Annotated in this window: 18 protein-coding genes and 1 tRNA gene; 12 read left to right on the forward strand and 7 right to left on the reverse strand. The window is 61.2% G+C overall.

The genetic code is table 11. The features are described 5' to 3' along the window. Nucleotides 1-141: 141 nt before the first annotated feature. Nucleotides 142-229: transfer RNA gene (locus PSH90_RS13035), tRNA-Ser, on the reverse strand. Nucleotides 230-352: 123 nt separating this feature from the next. Between PSH90_RS13035 and PSH90_RS13040 the strand changes: the two genes are divergently transcribed. After that, nucleotides 353-1,024 (forward strand): Bax inhibitor-1/YccA family protein, encoded by a 672-nt coding sequence (locus tag PSH90_RS13040; RefSeq protein WP_008006561.1) that lies wholly within the window; start codon nucleotides 353-355, stop codon nucleotides 1,022-1,024. Between the two features lie 65 nt (nucleotides 1,025-1,089). Here the strand turns inward: PSH90_RS13040 and PSH90_RS13045 are convergent, their stop codons facing one another. Then, complete coding sequence (locus PSH90_RS13045) at nucleotides 1,090-1,419, reverse strand: YceK/YidQ family lipoprotein (protein ID WP_130910296.1); 330 nt, start codon at nucleotides 1,417-1,419, stop codon at nucleotides 1,090-1,092. Between the two features lie 58 nt (nucleotides 1,420-1,477). Then, nucleotides 1,478-1,915, reverse strand: coding sequence for an Lrp/AsnC family transcriptional regulator (locus PSH90_RS13050; RefSeq protein WP_095179888.1), 438 nt, complete (start codon nucleotides 1,913-1,915; stop codon nucleotides 1,478-1,480). Between the two features lie 147 nt (nucleotides 1,916-2,062). Between PSH90_RS13050 and PSH90_RS13055 the strand changes: the two genes are divergently transcribed. Then, a complete protein-coding gene (locus PSH90_RS13055; protein WP_305383037.1) occupies nucleotides 2,063-2,956 on the forward strand; it encodes a DMT family transporter in 894 nt (297 codons plus the stop codon). A gap of 3 nt (nucleotides 2,957-2,959) precedes the next feature. On the opposite strand, the gene PSH90_RS13060 is transcribed toward PSH90_RS13055, so the two are convergent. The 4 genes from PSH90_RS13060 to PSH90_RS13075 all read right to left on the reverse strand — a co-directional run bounded on the left by PSH90_RS13060 (nucleotide 2,960) and on the right by PSH90_RS13075 (nucleotide 7,104). Further along, complete coding sequence (locus PSH90_RS13060) at nucleotides 2,960-4,000, reverse strand: FUSC family protein (protein WP_243242787.1); 1,041 nt, start codon at nucleotides 3,998-4,000, stop codon at nucleotides 2,960-2,962. A gap of 57 nt (nucleotides 4,001-4,057) precedes the next feature. Beyond that, nucleotides 4,058-5,017: an HlyD family secretion protein gene (locus tag PSH90_RS13065; protein WP_016774598.1), complete on the reverse strand. Its 960-nt coding sequence runs from the start codon at nucleotides 5,015-5,017 to the stop codon at nucleotides 4,058-4,060. Between the two features lie 2 nt (nucleotides 5,018-5,019). Further along, nucleotides 5,020-5,376, reverse strand: coding sequence for a DUF3302 domain-containing protein (locus tag PSH90_RS13070; RefSeq protein WP_016774599.1), 357 nt, complete (start codon nucleotides 5,374-5,376; stop codon nucleotides 5,020-5,022). A gap of 102 nt (nucleotides 5,377-5,478) precedes the next feature. Continuing rightward, complete coding sequence (locus PSH90_RS13075; RefSeq protein WP_016774600.1) at nucleotides 5,479-7,104, reverse strand: NADP-dependent glyceraldehyde-3-phosphate dehydrogenase; 1,626 nt, start codon at nucleotides 7,102-7,104, stop codon at nucleotides 5,479-5,481. A 506-nt stretch (nucleotides 7,105-7,610) separates the two neighbouring features. On the opposite strand from PSH90_RS13075, the gene PSH90_RS27500 reads away from it, so the two are divergent. The 10 genes from PSH90_RS27500 (at nucleotide 7,611) to PSH90_RS13125 (ending at nucleotide 17,768) form a co-directional block, all read left to right on the forward strand. Further along, on the forward strand, nucleotides 7,611-8,222 hold the full coding sequence (locus PSH90_RS27500) for a transposase (protein ID WP_370695125.1): 612 nt from the start codon (nucleotides 7,611-7,613) through the stop codon (nucleotides 8,220-8,222). A 54-nt stretch (nucleotides 8,223-8,276) separates the two neighbouring features. Beyond that, nucleotides 8,277-9,875, forward strand: a complete 1,599-nt coding sequence (locus PSH90_RS13085) for a ShlB/FhaC/HecB family hemolysin secretion/activation protein (protein WP_122704462.1) — start codon at nucleotides 8,277-8,279, stop codon at nucleotides 9,873-9,875. Between the two features lie 12 nt (nucleotides 9,876-9,887). Then, a complete protein-coding gene (locus tag PSH90_RS13090) occupies nucleotides 9,888-11,687 on the forward strand; it encodes a DUF2341 domain-containing protein (RefSeq protein WP_305383039.1) in 1,800 nt (599 codons plus the stop codon). A gap of 11 nt (nucleotides 11,688-11,698) precedes the next feature. Next, nucleotides 11,699-12,124: a biopolymer transporter ExbD gene (locus PSH90_RS13095; RefSeq protein WP_003201710.1), complete on the forward strand. Its 426-nt coding sequence runs from the start codon at nucleotides 11,699-11,701 to the stop codon at nucleotides 12,122-12,124. A gap of 3 nt (nucleotides 12,125-12,127) precedes the next feature. Beyond that, entirely contained in the window at nucleotides 12,128-12,832 is a 705-nt protein-coding gene (locus tag PSH90_RS13100) for an energy transducer TonB (protein ID WP_122692655.1), read from the forward strand. Nucleotides 12,833-12,871: 39 nt separating this feature from the next. Continuing rightward, nucleotides 12,872-14,569 carry a putative porin gene (locus tag PSH90_RS13105; RefSeq protein ID WP_305383041.1) on the forward strand — a complete coding sequence of 566 codons (1,698 nt, stop codon included), beginning with the start codon at nucleotides 12,872-12,874 and terminating at the stop codon, nucleotides 14,567-14,569. Nucleotides 14,570-14,586: 17 nt separating this feature from the next. After that, nucleotides 14,587-15,216: a hypothetical protein gene (locus PSH90_RS13110; protein WP_056785753.1), complete on the forward strand. Its 630-nt coding sequence runs from the start codon at nucleotides 14,587-14,589 to the stop codon at nucleotides 15,214-15,216. A gap of 17 nt (nucleotides 15,217-15,233) precedes the next feature. Next, nucleotides 15,234-15,704, forward strand: coding sequence for a YbjN domain-containing protein (locus tag PSH90_RS13115; RefSeq protein ID WP_305383042.1), 471 nt, complete (start codon nucleotides 15,234-15,236; stop codon nucleotides 15,702-15,704). Beyond that, on the forward strand, nucleotides 15,701-16,642 hold the full coding sequence (locus tag PSH90_RS13120) for a peptidylprolyl isomerase (protein WP_305383043.1): 942 nt from the start codon (nucleotides 15,701-15,703) through the stop codon (nucleotides 16,640-16,642). The genes PSH90_RS13115 and PSH90_RS13120 overlap by 4 nt, the downstream gene beginning before the upstream one ends. A 145-nt stretch (nucleotides 16,643-16,787) precedes the next feature. After that, a complete protein-coding gene (locus tag PSH90_RS13125) occupies nucleotides 16,788-17,768 on the forward strand; it encodes a LysR family transcriptional regulator (RefSeq protein ID WP_056785761.1) in 981 nt (326 codons plus the stop codon). The last annotated feature ends 217 nt before the right edge of the window (nucleotides 17,769-17,985 follow it).

The raw sequence follows: 17,985 nt of genomic DNA on the forward strand, positions 1-17,985 counted from the left end.
TGAGCACTTAACGGTGTCAGAAGGGTAGGGTTGCGGAAATGCCCGAAAAGATGCGGAAACGATCCGTAGACAGAGGAGCCAATTTCCTGAATGCCAGAAACGACAAAGCCCTGCATAATCAGGGCTTTGTCGTACATAAGATGGCGGAGGCGATGGGATTCGAACTCATGGACCTGTTACAGTCGACGGTTTTCAAGACCGTTGCCTTAAACCACTCGGCCACACCTCCGTTTGCGTTGCGGGCGCCATAATACCTGAATGAAACACACTGTCAAACTCTCTGCATGGCTTGTTACAGAGCGTCTGTTATGATCTTTGCGACTGAACGTTTCAAACCAACAGGAGTGTCGCCATGCGCGAACAGGATTACGCAGTTAATAACAGCGTGCAGGCTGAGCAGCTAGAGGTTAGCCGCGTCCTGCGCAACACTTATGGTCTCTTGGCTCTGACCCTCGCATTCAGCGGTGTGATGGCCTTCGTAGCCCAGCAGATGCGTGTCGGCTACCCGAACATTTTCGTGGTGCTGATCGGCTTCTACGGGCTGTTCTTCCTCACCAACAAACTCCGTGATTCCGCGTGGGGCCTGGTATCCGCCTTCGCGTTGACCGGTTTCATGGGTTTCCTGCTCGGCCCGATCCTCAACCGTTACCTGGGCATGCAGGGCGGCGCTGAAGTGGTCAGCTCGGCTTTCGCCATGACCGCACTGGTGTTCGGTGGTCTGTCGGCCTACGTGCTGATCACCCGCAAGGACATGAGCTTCCTTGGCGGCTTCATCACCGCAGGTTTCTTTGTCCTGCTGGGCGCTACGCTGGCGAGCTTCTTCTTCCAGATCAGCGGCCTGCAACTGGCGATCAGCGCCGGCTTTGTGCTGTTCTCGTCGGTCTGCATTCTGTTCCAGACCAGCGCGATCATCCACGGCGGCGAGCGCAACTACATCATGGCGACCATCAGCCTGTATGTATCGATCTACAACCTGTTCGTCAGCCTGCTGCAACTGTTCGGCATCATGAGCCGCGACGACTGATCGTAATGGCTGCAATAAAAAACCCGCTTCGGCGGGTTTTTTATCGTCTGGACAAAGGTGTCTGCTCAGTTGATGACGATGCTGCCGTCCACTTGCTGACGGTAGATCGTGTAGGGCAGCAGCAAGGTATCTAGGGCGCCGGAGACCACGGCGTCCACCAGCACCACCGGAATCGCCGCGTTGCGGTGATCATCGGGATCGATGCCTGAGGCCAGCGGAGCGTTCAGCGTGCAGAAGTCATAAGCGAGGCCGCTGTAGATTCTCGGTACCGCGCCGCAATAACTTTTCTGCTGCTTGAGTCCGTCAACGGCAGCCTGATCGTTGCGCGCTACTGTTTGAATCGTGCCACAGCCGCCGAGCAGCATGCCGGCCAGCAGTATTGCCTGAATTTTCATAGCGCCATTCCTTAGCCGCAAAAAAACCCAATCTACCCTGATCATTGGTAAAAGACACCTACGCCATCGGTGGCAGTCGCCGCTTGACCGGGGTCTTCTTGACGATCGCGGTGTTGGTTTCGGCCAACGTATTCAGTCGGTCGAGCAGGGTATCGAGCTGCTCCATCGAGCGCACGTGCAGGCGGGCAATAAAGCAGTCGTCGCCGGTGACCTTGTCGCACTCGGTGAACTCCGGGATCGACATGATCTGCCGCTCAACCTCCTGCAGTTGCCCTGGCAGCGGCCGCACACGGACGATCGCCTGCAACTGATAGCCGAAGCATCTCGGATCGATCTCTACCGTGTAGCCCTTGAGCACGCCACGTTCTTCCAGACGCCGCAACCGCTCGGCCACGCTGGGCGATGACAGGCCGCTGATCTGCGCCAGCGCTTTGAGCGAGCGACGCGAGTCTTCCATCAGCGCGCTGATAAGGATCTGATCGATATCGTCAGTCACATTCAAACTCCGGATTAGGCGAAGGGCGCGAATCACCCTCGATAAAAAAGGCGAAAACCAAGTTTAGCCTGCTTTATGCGCTGGAGCAGCCCGAGGTGCGCTTGGCATACTTTTGCCATGCTTCGCTCACAGCCTCAGGAGAAGATGATGGACAACGCAATCCGCCGCGGTTCGCTGGAAATGACCGCCGCCATGCTGATATCCGGGACGATCGGCTGGTTTGTGCTGGTGTCCGGGCAACCGGTGCTGGACGTGGTGTTCTGGCGCTGCGTGTTCGGCGCCGGCACCTTGCTGTTGGTCTGCGCCGCGTTCGGATTCCTGCGTCCGGGGATTCTGACCCGCACAACGTTTCTGCTGGCGGTGCTCAGTGGAATGGCGATTGTCGGCAACTGGGTGCTGCTGTTCGCATCCTATTCCCGCGCCTCGATTGCCATTGGTACGGCGGTCTATAACGTGCAGCCGTTCATGCTGGTCGGCCTGGCGGCGTTGTTCCTCGGCGAAAAAATCACCTTGCAGAAGCTGTTCTGGTTGGCGATTTCGTTTCTGGGCATGCTGGCGATTGTCAGCGCCCATGGTACCCAAGGCGAGAGCGGCAATGACTATCTGCTGGGAATTGCCCTGGCGTTGGGCGCGGCGTTTCTGTATGCGATTGCCGCACTGATCATCAAGCGCCTGACCGGCACGCCGCCGCACCTCATCGCGCTGGTTCAAGTGTGCACCGGTGTGTTGTTGCTCGCGCCGTTCGCGCATTTCGATGCGTTGCCACAAGGCGCCGATGCGTGGGCGAGTCTGCTGACTCTCGGGATCGTGCACACCGGTCTGATGTACGTTTTGCTGTACGGCGCGATTCAAAAATTGCCGACGGCATTGACCGGCGCGCTGTCCTTTATATATCCGATCGCGGCGATTTTCGTTGACTGGTTCGCCTTCGGCCATCGCCTCCAATTGCTGCAATGGATAGGCGTCGCAGCGATCCTGCTGGCGGCCGCCGGCATGCAACAAGGTTGGGGCGGGAAAGCCCGGCGGCTGGCGGCGCAGTAAGGATCAGATGTTCCAGCGCGGTGCGGTCGCTGCCAGGCGCTGGCGCATCTCGCTGATATTGGCCGCCAGTTGTCGGGTCAACATCCGGTAGCCGTCGAGCGTATTGGCAACCGGCGCATCAAGGTCCACTGCTGGCAGCTCCATCGGTCGCTCCAGCCGTTGCGAGGCCCCGGTTTTCAACGCGCGAGCCATGCCGATCAGCTGCACACGAATTTGCCGGTGCTCAGCCTTCAGTGCCGTTTGCAGATGTGCCGTGGCCTGCGGGTCGCTTGCGTTGGGGCGGATATTGCCGAGGATCTCCAGCGTGCTGATGCACATGCGCAGGTTGCGCTGAATGGCGTCGAGCTCGGTCATGGAAATTTTCACTTCCTTGGACACCGACGGCATCAGCGAGCGCAACTGCACCATCACCGCACCGACCTTGCTCATCAGCCGCACGTGTTCGTCGGCGCTGACCGCTTCACCGTTGATGATGCGCCCGTACACCGTGGCGCAGTCGCGCAAGGCATCGGCGAGGTTGTAGCGCCACGAGTAGACCGCGTACAGCGGCAGGGCGAAGGAAAACGCCAGGGCGAGGGCGATGCCGATCAGGATGTCGACCCCGCGCCACAGTCCATCGGTGATCGGGTTGTCGCCATGCCCGGCGACGATGAACACGGTGATGGCCGAGAGCAGGGCGGTGTAGCCGCCCTTGCCAATCGCGTGATAGGAGAAAAAACCACAGACCACAGCCATGGAAAAATAGGTCAGCCACGGCATGCCCAGCCAGGCGTGCTGCGCCACCAGGGCCAATCCGACCCCTGCACCGATCAGGGTGCCGATGGCGCGCTCGGCGGCTTTTTTGCCGATGTTGCCGTGGTGCTGCAAACCGCCGATGACCACCAGCATGGTCACCGATGCCCATTCGCCGTGGGGCAGATTGATGCCAGTGGTCAGCAGAATCGTCGCCAGCAACCCCAAGGCCACCCGCACGGAATGGATCAGTCGGGCGTGACGGTAGCGCCGATACGGGTCCAGCAACGGACGCAGGATACGGCGCAACAGCGGTGGCAGGCGGTGGGTGCTGTAAGTAGTCAGTGCGAACCTCGTGAGTCAGTCAAATCAGTGGAAGGGGAAAATGTAATTCATCCAGGCGGACATGCGCAGCAGGATTTTGCGCATCGCGCCGATGTGGTGAAAGTGCTGACTGTAAAGCGCCGCTTGCCCGTAGGCGCCGCCCGGCATGAGCGCGCTGTATTCGGCGAACGCCGGATCGGTTATCTCGATGATCACTGGCACCCGTCCGGCCGGTGGCGAACCGGTGTAGCTGATCAGGGTACCGGAAGGTTGCACCTGGCCCTCGGCGATCACCCCGATCACACTTTTCACCCGACCGGCGAAGACCTTGCCGGGAATGCCGTCGAAGGCGACTTCGGCCTCGTCGCCCACGGTCAGACGCAGCAGGCTGTTCTGACGCATCCAAGCGGCGAAGTACTGACCTTCCTGCGGGATAAACACCATCGACGGGCGCAGCGGCAGCTTGCTCGCCATCATCCCCGGTCGCAGCGAAACGTGGGTGACGAAGCCTTTGCTCGGTGCTCGAACCACGGTGTTGTCCAGCTCGAACTGCGCATTGTCCAGTTGCGCCTGCAGATCGTCGGTGCGGGCGATGGCCGCGTCCAGTTCACGCTGGGTGCCGAAGTTGCGGCGAATCAGTTCGGTGATGCGGTAGCGGTCGCCTTTGGCTGCAACCAGTTGCGCCTTGAGCGATTTCAGGCGGTTCTGGAAAGGCGTGGGATCAATGCGGAACAGCACGTCGCCTTTTTCCAGGGGTTCGTTGCCCTTTACCGGTACGTCGATCACCTGGCCACTGATGATCGGAATAACCGGCACCGAGACGAAGTAGGAGCGCGCCACCTCGGAATAGGGATGGTTGTAGTTCATGGTGAAAATCAGCGCGCCGATGATCAGCACGCCACCCAGCACAGCGGTGGGCACCGTCCATTTGTTCAGCGGAATGCGGAAGATCTTGAAGATGGCGACGCAGAGCGCGGCATACGTGAGGATGAGCAACAGATCCATGCTCAGATCCCCCGGCTGTCAGATTGCGGCGCAACCGGCGACTGCGCTTCGAGCCGCTCGATCCGGGCTTGCAGCTCGACGACCTGCTGCTCCAGTTGATTGACGTGATTCTGAATGGGTTTGCCATCGCCGAACCCCCAACCGCGGTCCTCGCGATAAGCCATCGCCCAGATCCACAGAAACGGCCAGAGTGCATGCAAGGTGAACAGACTGACCCAGCCCGTGGCATGGATCGCGTCCTGGTGCGGGTGGTTGCGGTGGACGGCGATCTCGTACGGGATGTCATGCAGCACGATGATCCCGTAAAACAGCACGAGACCGACAAAAACCAACAGACCCAATGCGAAGTAATCGAGCATGGTCAGCCTCCCGGGCATCCAGCAATGCTGGGCTGAGTGTAGTCACTGAATCGCCGGGGGGCTGACGGATCGGCAGGATCATTCAATCCTGCCGATCACCCGTCAAAAGATGTAATCGGTGGTCAGGAAGCTCGAATCACGCCCGCGAATGATCTCGCTGATCAGATCCTTGTTGCTCTCCTGGAACTTGGTCGCCACCAGGGTGCGGATCGAAAACACTCGCAATGCATCGTGAACCGACAGCGTGCCTTCGGCGGAGTTTTTGCGGCCATTGAACGGGTAAGTGTCCGGGCCGCGCTGGCACTGGGCGTTGAGGTTGATCCGCCCGACCTGATTGGCAAAGGTGTCAACCAGCCGGCCGACCGCCACCGGGTTGGTGCCGAAGATGCTCAACTGCTGACCGAAATCCGATTCCAGTACGTAGTCGATCACGGTATCGAGGTGGCGGTACGGCACGATGGGCACGACCGGGCCGAACTGTTCTTCCTGATAAACGCGCATCTGCGGATTCACCGGATACAGCACTGCCGGGTAGAAGAACGAGGCGTGGGACTCGCCACCATTCGGGTTGACCACCTGGGCGCCTTTGCTTTGCGCATCCGCGACCAGACCGTGCAGATAGTCGACTTTGCCCGACTCCGGCAGTGGCGTCAGCGCCACGCCGCTGTCCCACGGCATGCCTGGTTTCAGCGTGGCCAGTCTGGCGTTGAATTTCTCGATGAAGCTGTCGACCACGTCTTCATGGACGAAGAGGATTTTCAGTGCGGTGCAGCGCTGGCCGTTGAACGACAGCGAACCAGTGACGGCCTCGCTGACTGCATTGTCGAGATCGACTTCGGGCAAAACGATGCCCGGGTTCTTGGCGTCCAGACCGAGAGCGGCGCGCAAACGGTGTGGTTTCGGGTGCAGCTTCTTCAGGTCACTGGCAGCCTTGTTGGTGCCGATGAAGGCAAAGATATCGATCTTGCCGCTGGCCATCAGCGCGCTGACGGTCTCGCGGCCGCTGCCGTAGATGACGTTGATCACGCCGCTCGGGAAGCTGTCGCGGAAGGCTTCGAGCAACGGCCGAATCAGCAGCACGCCGAGCTTGGCCGGTTTGAACACCACGGTGTTACCCATGATCAGTGCCGGAATCAGCGTGGTGAAGGTTTCGTTCAGCGGGTAGTTGTAAGGCCCCATGCACAAGGCGACGCCGAGCGGCACGCGGCGGATCTGGCCGAGGGTGTCCTGCTCCAGCTCGAAGCGGCTGGAGCGGCGGTCGAGTTCTTTCAATGCGTTGATGGTGTCAACGATGTAATCGCAGGTGCGATCGAACTCTTTTTCCGAGTCCTTGAGGTTCTTGCCGATCTCCCACATCAGCAGCTTGACCACGGCTTCGCGCTGCTCGCGCATACGACCAAGGAATGCTTCGACGTGCTGGATGCGTTCGGCCACGCGCATGGTTGGCCACAGGCCTTGGCCGCGATCGTAAGCGCGAACGGCAGCGTCGAGGGCGGTGAGGGCGGTGTCGGCATCCAGCAGCGGCGTGCTGCCGAGGATCACCTGTTCTTCGCCGTTTTCGCTTTTCAGATAGACCGGGCTGCGCACCTGCGCGAGCGGGCCGTCCCAGCGGCGCAACTGGCCATCGACCAGATATTCACGCTGCTCGACCTGAGCGTCGAGGCGATATTTTTCCGGGATGTCGCTGACCGAAGGGAACAGGTTGCCAAGGATGTTTGCTGTGGTCATGTCACTACCCTGTGTTGAAGTCGGCGTGCCGATTGAAAGTCTTGTGAAGGTTATACGCCTGAACGGGCCGGGATTTAACCCCGTGAATGTCACGCGAATGTCACGCAACGGTGCAACCACAGTCCACCTTGTGGGAGCGAGCCTGCTCGCGAAGGCGGCGGCACATCCAACATCCTCATTGCCTGACACAGCGCTTTCGCGAGCAGGCTCGCTCCCACAGGTTCATGTGCACAACCAGGAGGGCCTGCCACACACAATTCCCGTGTAGGAGTGAGCCTGCTCGCGATCGCTGTGTATCAGTCACAGAGAAGTTGGCTGACCTGACGCCATCGCGAGCAGGCTCACTCCTACAGGGCATCGGCACCACCGATGCCATCTTCGGTAATGAAGCTTTTATGACAAAAGTTCGGTAGCCCTTTGCCAGTCCGGTCATGCCTGTGTAACGCGCTTGAGGGGCCTTTCGGGGCGCACTTTGCAAGCCGAGGCGGGACGCCGGGAGTGAGGCAATGGGGACTATGGAACGCTATTGGAAAGTGGGCATGCAGGAGCTCGATCAACGCCTGTCGAAGATCGTCGAAGCCGCGCGCAAGAAGCCGGTTTCGGTGTATCGCTACGGCGCGCCGTGGGTCTGGATCGTCTCGCAGGATGACTGGCAGGGCGCTTTGAAAGAGGTCTCCAGCTACATTCCGCCGGGCCATTCGCTGGTGCTGCTGCGCCCGCAGATCGACGATCTGCTCGACGCCCACCAGGACCTGCTGCGCGACCTCAATGCCGCACCCGGCATGCTCATTCCCGCGCAGACGGTGATGCACATCCTGCTCCTGCAATTGCTGTATTCGGTGCCCAGCGAACAGCAGCTCTATGAACAGCTCAATTACAACCTGCTGTTCCGCTGGTTCGTCGGCCTTGGCCTGAACCAGAAGGTCTGGAGTTTCACCGCCCTCAGCCGTGACATCGCCACGCTGCTCAACGAGCCGCGTGCGGTGCTGCTGATTCAGAAAATCATCGGCGAAGTGTTCTGCGGTGCCTTGCTGCAAATGCCCGAGTTCTCGCTGAACTTTGCGCTGTTGCACACCTGGCTGGGCAAGCATGCCTGCGCCACAACGATCAGCAATTGACGCATCACATCGGGCGCTAACGCCTACAGGTCATCGCGAATTTCAGGGGGTAGTGTGGAACGGATTTTCACGTCACGGCTGGCACTGTGGGGCTGGCTGCTGGTGACGGCGGGCGCGCAGCCGGCGCTGGCCGAGGAGGGCACAGAAGCGCCCGCCGCGCAGCGACTGGTCGACGTCAACGAATACTTCGTGCGCGGCAACACCGTGCTTGATGCGCGGGCGATCGAAGAAGCGGTGTACCCGTTTCTCGGCCCGCAGAAAGCCTTGAGCGATATCGAAGGCGCCCGCGATGCGTTGCAGAAGGCCTATCAGGAGCGCGGCTATCAATCGGTATTTGTCGAGCTGCCCGAGCAGGCCGTGGCTGATGGCATCGTCTATCTGCAAGTCAGCGAAACCAAGGTCGGCCGGGTGCGCGTGGTCGGCGCCAAACACTATTCGCCGCTGGACATTCGCGACAACGTCCCGGCGCTGAAAGAAGGCGAGGTGCCGGACTTCGCCAAGGTCCAGGGCGAACTCGCGCAACTTAACAAGACCCCCGGTCGCCAGGTCATGCCGCTGGTGCGCGAAGGTCAGCGCCCCGGCACCATGGATGTCGACTTGCAGGTCGAAGACCAGAACCCATGGACGGCCAGCGTCGGCCTCAACAACGACTACAGCGCCGACACCGAAAAGCTGCGCAGCGTCACCAGCCTCGGTTACAACAACCTCTGGCAACTCGGTCACAGCGTCAACCTGACGTTCTTCACCGCGCCGCAGGAAACCGACAACGCCAAGGTCTGGTCCGGGTCCTACACCGCGCCGCTGAGCGAGCGCTGGAGCGTGCAATTCTCCGGTTACCAGTCCGACAGCAACGTCGCCACCATCGGCGGCAGCAACGTGCTCGGCAAGGGTCACAGCTACGGCGTCGCGGCAATTTACACGCTGCCATCGAGTGGCAACTGGTCGAACTCGCTGTCGGCCGGCATCGACTTCAAGGACTTCGACGAGCGCCTGAGCCTGTCCGGCGAAAGCGACAAGGTACCGCTCAAATATGCGCCGTTCACCTTCGCTTACAACGGCTATCGCTACAGCGAAAAGAGCCAGCTCGGCCTCGGCCTGAGTCTGGTTGCCGCCACGCGCAGCGTGTTCGGCTACGGCAGCGACGACGAAGACTTCGACTACAAACGCTATCGCGCCAAACCGAGTTTCGCCGTGCTCAAGGGCGACACCAACTACACCTGGACCTTCGACAGCGACTGGCAGAGCGCAAGCAAAGCCGCATTCCAACTCGCCTCGGGGCCGCTGGTTTCCAACGAACAATTCTCCGCCGGTGGCGCCACCTCGGTGCGCGGCTATCTCGCGGCTGAACGTACCGCCGATGACGGCTACCTGCTCAGCCAGGAATTGCGCACACCGTCGCTGGCGAAATTCGCCGGCACGTGGATGCAGGACTGGCGCTTCTATGCCTTCGCCGAAGGCGCGCAGTTGTACCTGCGCGACGAACTGCCGGATCAGGACGCCAATTACGCCCTGGCCAGCGTCGGCCTCGGCACCCGCGCCAGCCTCAGTAAATGGCTGTCCGGCAGCCTCGACTGGGGCTACCCGCTACTCGAAGGGCCGAACACCTCAAAGCAGGAATCGCGCCTGCACTTCAACCTTCAAGCCACTTTCTAACGGAGCACGTCCATGCAACGCCTCTTCCTTTCGTTGTTGATCTGCCTGGGCTTCGTGCTCCCGGCCACGGCTCAGGCCTGGTGGCAGGACGACTGGCATTACCGCAAACAGATCGCCGTCGACACCACGCCACAAGGCGCGGCGATCAATCAGGCCCTCGGCCGCACCGCGCTGCTGGTGCGCCTGCACACCGGCAACTTCACCTTCGACGGCGTGAAAGAGGACGGCTCCGATCTGCGCTTTGTCGCTGCCGATGACAAAACCGTGCTCAACCACCAGATCGAGAGTTTCGATGCGCTGATGGGCATGGCGCTGATCTGGGTCGATGTGCCGAATGTCGAGGGCGGTCAGCGTCAGGACATCTGGATGTATTACGGCAACCAGAAAGCCCCGGCTACCGGCAACGGCCAGTTGACCTTCGATCCGAGTTACACCGCGCTGTATCACTTCGACAGCGCCACCGGCACCCCGGCGAAAGACACCACTGCGTACGGCAACACCGCGCAAAGCGCGACCGGCACAGCGATCGATGGCGTCGTCGGCCGTGCGTTACAGTTCAGCGGTCAACCGTTACTGCTACCGGCCAGTCCTTCACTGCAACACAACGCCGGCAGCGCGTTCACCTTCAGTGCCTGGCTGCGTCTGGATCAGGCCACTGGCGAACAACTGATCCTGGCTCGGCGCGAAGGCTCGCAGAGCCTGCTGATCGGCGTTAGCCAAGGCCTGCCGTTCGTCGAAATCGACGGCCAGCGCGCCGCTGCCACGCAGGCGCTGGCGCCGGCGCAATGGCAACACGTTGCGCTGACCGCCGAGGGCTCGAAAGTCACCCTGTACATCAACGGTCGCGAAAGTGCTGCGTTGGCTCAGGCGATGCCGGCGTTCAACTCGGTCATGGCCATCGGCGCCGATCTGCAGGAAGGCGCGTTGCAGCCATTCACTGGCGCTATTGATGAGCTGCGCCTGTCGAAGGTCGCCCGTCCTGCTGCGCTGTTGCTGGCCGATGCCACCTCGCAAGGCGCCGAGTCGAAACTGGTCGCTTACGGCGTCGATGAAGAACAATCCGGCTTCGGTTTCGGCAGCCTCGGCTTCCTCCTCAACGCGGTGCCGATCGACGCTTGGGTGATCATCGCCGTGCTGGTGCTGATGATGTTCCAGTCGTGGATCATCATGCTGCGCAAGAACCGCAGCCTCAGTCGCGTCACTGCGGCCAACGAAGACTTTCGCGTGCAATTCGCCAAGGTCGGCACGCGTCTGGAAATGTTCGCCGACGACGCGCAACTGGCTCAGCGTCTGCAGCATTCGTCGCTGTGGCGCCTCTATCTGGTGGCGGTCAAAGAGATCCGCACCCGCCGCGAGCAGGGCGCCGATACCTCTTCGGTCTCTGCCGCGACTATCGAGGCCATTCGCTGCTCGATGGACGGCGTGCGCACCCGCGAGAACCAGCAACTGAGTTCGAAACTCTCGACCCTGTCCAACGCCATCGCCGGCGGTCCGTATATCGGCCTGCTAGGCACGGTGCTGGGGATCATGGTGGTGTTCCTCGGCACGGCAATGGCCGGCGACGTCAACATCAACGCCATCGCGCCGGGCATGGCCGCAGCACTGCTCGCCACAGCGATGGGCCTGTTCGTCGCGATCCCGGCGCTGTTTGGCTACAACCGCCTGATCACTCGCAACAAGGAAGTCAGCGCCGACATGCGTGTGTTCGTCGACGAGTTCATCACTCGTCTGGCGGAGATGCATGGCGAGAGCCAGTTCAGTGAGGCGTCGCACCAGCGCGGCCATCACGCCAACCACTCCGTACCGGCCTGAGGAGTACTGCCATGGCGTCCGTAAATGCCTCCCACGACGATGATGACGATGCCGCAGTCGACAGCATCAACATCACCCCACTGGTCGATGTGCTGATGGTGGTGCTGGTGATGTTCATCCTCACTGCCACCGCGCAGGTTTCCGGGATCCAGATCAACCTGCCCAAGGCCAGCGCTTCGGTGTCGCTGTCGGAGGCCAAGACCAAGGCGATCTCGGTCAACGACGGCGGCCAGGTGTTTCTCGATGCCTATCCCGTGACGTTGGCGGAGCTGGAAGAACGCCTGCGCATCGAGAAAGCGCAGAGCCCGGATTTTCCGGTGATCGTGCGTGGCGATGCGACGGTGCAGTACCAGAAAGTCATCGAAGTGCTGGACCTGCTGCGCCGGCTCGAACTGTCCCAGGTCGGTCTCGTCACCGGCAAACCGAGTCAGGGCTGAGTCATGACCGCACAACTCCCGATCGAACCGCCGCCCGTGAAAAAGTCGCCGTTGCGTTATGTGAAGTGGGGCGCCGGATTGCTGGTCGGCGCACTCGCCGCGTGGTTCCTCTGGCAGTGGGCCAACGACATGGCCGGCGTGCGTCGCGAAGCGCCGAAGGTGCCGACGATCATTCCGTTGCCGCCACCGCCACCACCGCCGCCGGAGAAACCGCCAGAGCCGGAAACGCCGGTGGAAGAAAAAGTCGTCGAGCCCGAGCCAACGCCGGAGCCGGAGGAGGTCAAGCCTGAAGAAGAAGCACCGCCATCGCCGGCGGACGACCTGGCCAACCCGATGCAAATGGACGGCGACGCGCAGGCCGGCAGCGACGCTTTCAACATCGGCGCGGGCAAGGGCGGCGGCATGGCCGGTGCCGGCGGCGGGCGTTTGGGTACGGGCACGTACAGCCAGTTTCTCGCGTTCACCTTCCAGCGTTTGCTGCGCGAGAACCCCGAGCTGCGCAACCTCGCGTTCTCGCTACAGGCCGATGTATGGCTGAGCAGCGTCGGCGAGATCACCCGTGTCGAGCTGATCAAGTCCAGTGGCAACCCGCAAATCGATACCCAGGTGCTGGCCGCTTTACGCGGTGCGCCAGCCCTCAGCGAACGGCCTCCGGCCTCCATTACTTTGCCCGTGCGCCTGTCCCTGCAAGGGCGGCGTCCGGGTTAATTCACTTATTCAAGCTTTGGCAAAAGGAGTTGTGTGCAGATGATTTCCAACGTGAATCGATTGTCCCTGGCGGTCGGCATGGTCATTGCGACCCTGGTCGGTCAGGCCGTGGCAGCGCCTGCGCCTTCGGAGAACGCCACGATCAATCTGATCCGCTTGCTGGTCGAGCAGGGCATTCTCAAACAGGACAAGGCCGACGCGCTGATCGCCCAGGCCCAGAACGAAGCGGCGCAGGCCAAACAGGCTGCCGCGTCCACTGCCGTAGCGGCTGGACCGGTCGCCGCGCCGGGGGATGTGCGCGTGCAGTACGTGCCGGCAGCGGTGCGCGACCAGATCCGTGATCAGGTCAAAGCCGAGGTCATGGCCACCGCCAAACAGGAAAACTGGGCAGCGCCGAATACCTTTCCGGACTGGGCCTCGCGCATCAGTTTCGATGGTGACATTCGTCTGCGTGACGAATCGCGTTACTACTCGGGCAACAACAGCAACGAAATCGTCGACTTCGCCAAGCTCAACAACAATGGCCCGTACGACGTGAATCCCAACAGCAGCACCAGCCTGCCGCCGTTGCTCAACACCCGCGAAGACCGCGAAAATCTCTTTCGCCTGCGCGCACGCCTGGGCATGAAAGCGCTGATCTCGGAAGAGTGGACCGCCGGCATTCGCATCGGCACCGGTTCGGACAACAACCCGGTATCGACCACGCAGAACCTCGGTGGCGGCTTCGCCAAGAAGGACATCTGGCTCGATCAGGGTTACCTGAGCTGGAAGCCAACGGACGAACTGACCCTGACCGGCGGGCGCTTCGCCAACCCGTTCATGTCCACCGACATGCTCTATTCCAACGACCTGAATTTCGACGGTGTGGCAGCGATCTTCGACCACAAGCTCAACCGCGATTGGGGGGTGTTCGGCACCGTCGGCGCATTCCCGGTGGACTACACCAACGACACCTCCAGCAGCAACGGTTTCGACAAGGAAGAGAGCGACAACAAGTGGCTGTACGGCGCGCAGCTCGGCGCGAAATGGGCGATCAATAGCAACAACCGCCTCAAAGGCGCGCTGGCCTATTACCGCTTCGATGACATACAGGGCCAGCGCTCCAGCCCCTGCGAACCGTGGGCCGGCGCGCCGGATTGCGACAGCGACGGCACCCGCGCGGCGTTCATGCAGAAGGGCAACAGCGTGTTCCTGCTGCGTGACATCACGCCGAACCCGCTCAACCCGAGCGCTACACCGCAGCCGCAATTCGTCGGGCTTGCGTCCGAGTTCAACCTGCTCGATCTCAACGTCGTGTGGGACGCCGACCTGCCGCAGGACTTCAAACTGCGTAGCCAGGGCAACTACATCCACAACCTCAGCTACGACGAAGGCGACATGCGCAAGCGCTCCGCCGGGCAGATCGTCAACAACCTCGACAGCAACGGCGAGATCGAAAGCGGCGCCAATGCATGGATGGTGCAGTTCACCCTCGGCAACGCACTGGACCTCAAACGCAAGGGCGACTGGAACCTGTTCGCCGGCTACAAGTACATCCAGCCGGACGCCTTGCCCGACGGCTTCAACGACTCGTCGTTCCACCTCGGCGGCACCAACGCCAAGGGCTATTTCATGGGCGGCAACTACGGCCTGGCGAAGAACGTTTCCGCCACGGGTCGCTGGATGAGCACCGAAGCGGTGTACGGCGCGCCGTTCGACATCGACGTCTTGCAGCTTGAGATCAACACGCGCTTCTAAGGCGCCGGGAGAGCTTTATGAACACGCGTTTTCTCGCGCTGGGCCTGGGTTTGTTGATTGCCACCGGGGCGAGCGCCGAAGGCATGGAAGAACGCTTGCGCACGCAATTGCGCAGCACCACCCAGCAATTGCAGGCCCTGCAAAGCCAACAGGCCCAGGCCAGCGCCGCGCAACTGGCGGCGCAGAACGAAGCCAAGGCAGCGCAAGCGCAAATCAAGCAATTGACCGCCGAACTGGCCAAGGCCAAAGGCCTCGCCGAGCAACTCGCCGGGCAGCAACAGAGCCTGCACAGCCAGGCGCAGGCGCAAGTCGCGGCCAGTGCCGAGCAGACCGGCAAGTTCAAGAAAGCCTACGACGAGTTGCTGGTCCTCGCTCGCGGCAAGGAAGCCGAACGCTCGAAGCTGCAAGCGCAACTGGCGGAACGTGACACACAAGTGCAGCAATGTTCAGCCAAGAATCAGCAAATGTACGGCGTCGCCAAACAGATCCTCACGGCCTACGAAAACATCGACGTCGCCGAAGTGATGAAGATCCGCCAGCCCTTCGCCGGCAGCGCCCGGGTCAAGTTCGATGAACTGGCCCAGGGCTTCGGCGACGAGCTGTACAAAACCCAATTCGACGCGCCGCAAGCGGCGATCGCTCACTGATAGCAAGGAAGAAAGCCATGACTCAATTGATCACCCACGTTTCTCCGCAATCGCTGACCGACGTCCTCCAGGCCGCCGGTTACCGCGTCAACCAGAGTGAACAGAACGGCATCGTCCAGTTGCTCAGCGCCAGTCAGGGTATCGGCTACGCCGTGCGTTTCGGCAACCCTGCGGTGGAGCAGGGCAGCTTTGTTGATTTCACCTTCAGCTGTGCGCTGCGCGTGCAGGGTGAGTTGCCTGAGGGAGTTGCAGAGCAGTGGAATGCTACTCGACGTTTTGCACGGTTGTCGTTGCAGGGTGAGTTTCTGGTCATGGAGATGGACGTGGTCGTAGCTGCAGGCGTGAGCAACGAGCACCTGCGCGGCAACCTGGAGTTGTGGGATCGCCTGTTGCAGGAATTCATCGTTTACCTGCGCGACTTCAGTCAGGCCACTGGTGTGCAAACCGCCAAACCCGCTGTCGCCGAACAACAGGAAGTCGCGCTGTGAAAAAGCCTGCCATGGTGATCGGCGCCGGAGCGCTGGCGTTGTTGGTGGTGGCCGTGGCGCTGGTGCTGCGACCGGGCAGTGATCCGGTCGCCGCTCAGCAGCCCTCGCCGGTAATGGCGGTTGCAGCCGGGCCAGCGGTGGCGCGGTTGGGCAATCAGCAGGTTTCGCCAGAGGAATTGCAGGCGCTGCTGGCCACTGTCCCGGCGCAAACCCGCGAGCAATTGCGCGGTAACCGTGAGGCGCTGGAGCGCTGGATTCGTGCGCGGCTGGCGGAAAAAGCCGTGCTTGAACAGGCCGATGCGCAGGGTTGGGCGCAGCGGCCGGACGTTGCCCGGCAGACTCGCGCAGCGACTGAGCAAATCGTGTTTCGTGATTATTTGCGCTCGGTGAGTCAGGTGCCGGCGGAGTATCCGAGCGCGGCTGAGTTGCAGCAGGCGTATGACGCGGGGAAGACCAATTGGCAGACGCCGGCGCTGTATCGGGTCAGTCAGATTTTCCTTGCTGTCAGCGATTCCGCTTCGTTGGAAACCGTGCGCAAACAAGCCGCTGAATTGAGCAAGAAGGCGCAGACAGCACCGGGCGATTTTGCGGCGCTCGCTACGCAACATTCGCAGGATCGCGTCACGGCAGAGCGGGGCGGTGATACCGGCCTGCAACCGTTGCAACAGCTGGTGCCGGAAGTGCGTGGCGCCGTGGCGCGGCTCAAGGTGGGCGCCGTGTCTGATCCGGTGCAAAGCGCCGCCGGTTTCCACGTGATCAAGCTCACCGAACAACAACCGGCCCGCACCGCGACGCTGGAGGAACTGCGCGACCAACTGACCCAGGCCCTGCGCGCACAACGCCAGGAACAGATCGCCCAGGCTTACCTGGACGGCATGCTCAACACCGCGACGCTGAGCATTGACGGTGCCGAACTGAACAAAGTGATAGGTAACTGACACACGGTGTTTCTGTAGGAGCTGTCGAGTGAAACGAGGCTGCGATCTGTTGATTTTGCTTTTAAAGATCAAAAGATCGCAGCGTGCCGCAGCTCCTACAAAGATTTGCGTAACGACACCACATTAGATCGACAGGGAGTCATCAATGTCATTCACCGAACCCGCAGGACGCCCGGGCACCGTTGATTATCAATCGCCGCAATCCCGCTCCGAGCCCTGGCTAAACCAGGCCGCGACCATCGACAGCGAAGTCGCCCAATACTTCCTGGTCAGTGCTCGCTGCGGCTGCTTCATGCAAGCCGCGCGCAGCCTCAACGTGCGCTCAACTGTATTGCGCAAACAACTCGCGCAACTCGAACAGCAACTGCAACGCAGCCTGTTCAGCTTCCAGGGCAGCGCCCTCAGCCTGACCCGCGAAGGCCAACAGTTGCAGGCCCGACTCATCACCCTGGCCCACGAACGCAAACTCCCGGTCATCGAACAGCCACTGATCCGCCTCGCCGTCGCCGCATCCATCCTCCACGACATCCTTGGCCGCGACCTCATCGCACTGCTGCGGCGCAATGCCAGTCTGCGTCTGGAAATTATCGCGCTGGATAGCGAACTGGCATTGCGTGCGGTCAGCGCCGACATTGTCCTGTGGCTTGCTCCAGGCGAATGCCCAAATCCCGGCCCGACCTTTTCCACCAGCGAACCGCAACACCTCGCGCGGATCGAGTATCTGCCGCACATTGCCAAGCGCTATTCGCGGGTGACAGCTAGACCGGAAACGCCGGAAGATCTGGCTGATTTCATGTTGGTGCAATGGCAGCATGACCGACAGGTTGAGAGCTTTCGGCCGTGGAATGAATTGGTGGAGGAGAGGTTGGCTGGAGTGGTGCAGATGCAGTCCTATGAATTGATGCTGGAGATGATTCGCTGCAGCGCGTGCATCGGGTTGCTGCCGGCATACATGAGCCGCTTCGACCGTGGCCTCATCGCACTGCCCGGATTATTCGCCGAACCGATGCAGCTACACGCGTGGCTCGCCGTCAACACCGACTCGCAAAACTCCCCCGAAATCAAAGCCCTCACCGACCTCATCCAGCAAACCTTCAACGAACGCCACGAATGGTTCCAGCCTTAACCCGACCCCCTGTAGGAGTGAGCCTGCTCGCGAAAGCAATCCGCCAGTCGAAGCCTCAGTGACTGACCCACCGCCTTCGCGAGCAGGCTCGCTCCCACAGGAATCTTCATTGCTTACGCGTTGATCGTTCCCACGCTCCGCGTGGGAACGCAGCCCGGGACGCTCTGCGTCCCCACCAGAGCTGGAACGCGGAGCGTCCCTTGAGGCATTCCCACGC

Source organism: Pseudomonas sp. FP1762 (genome assembly GCF_030687105.1).
In the GTDB taxonomy this organism is placed as follows: domain Bacteria; phylum Pseudomonadota; class Gammaproteobacteria; order Pseudomonadales; family Pseudomonadaceae; genus Aquipseudomonas; species Aquipseudomonas siliginis.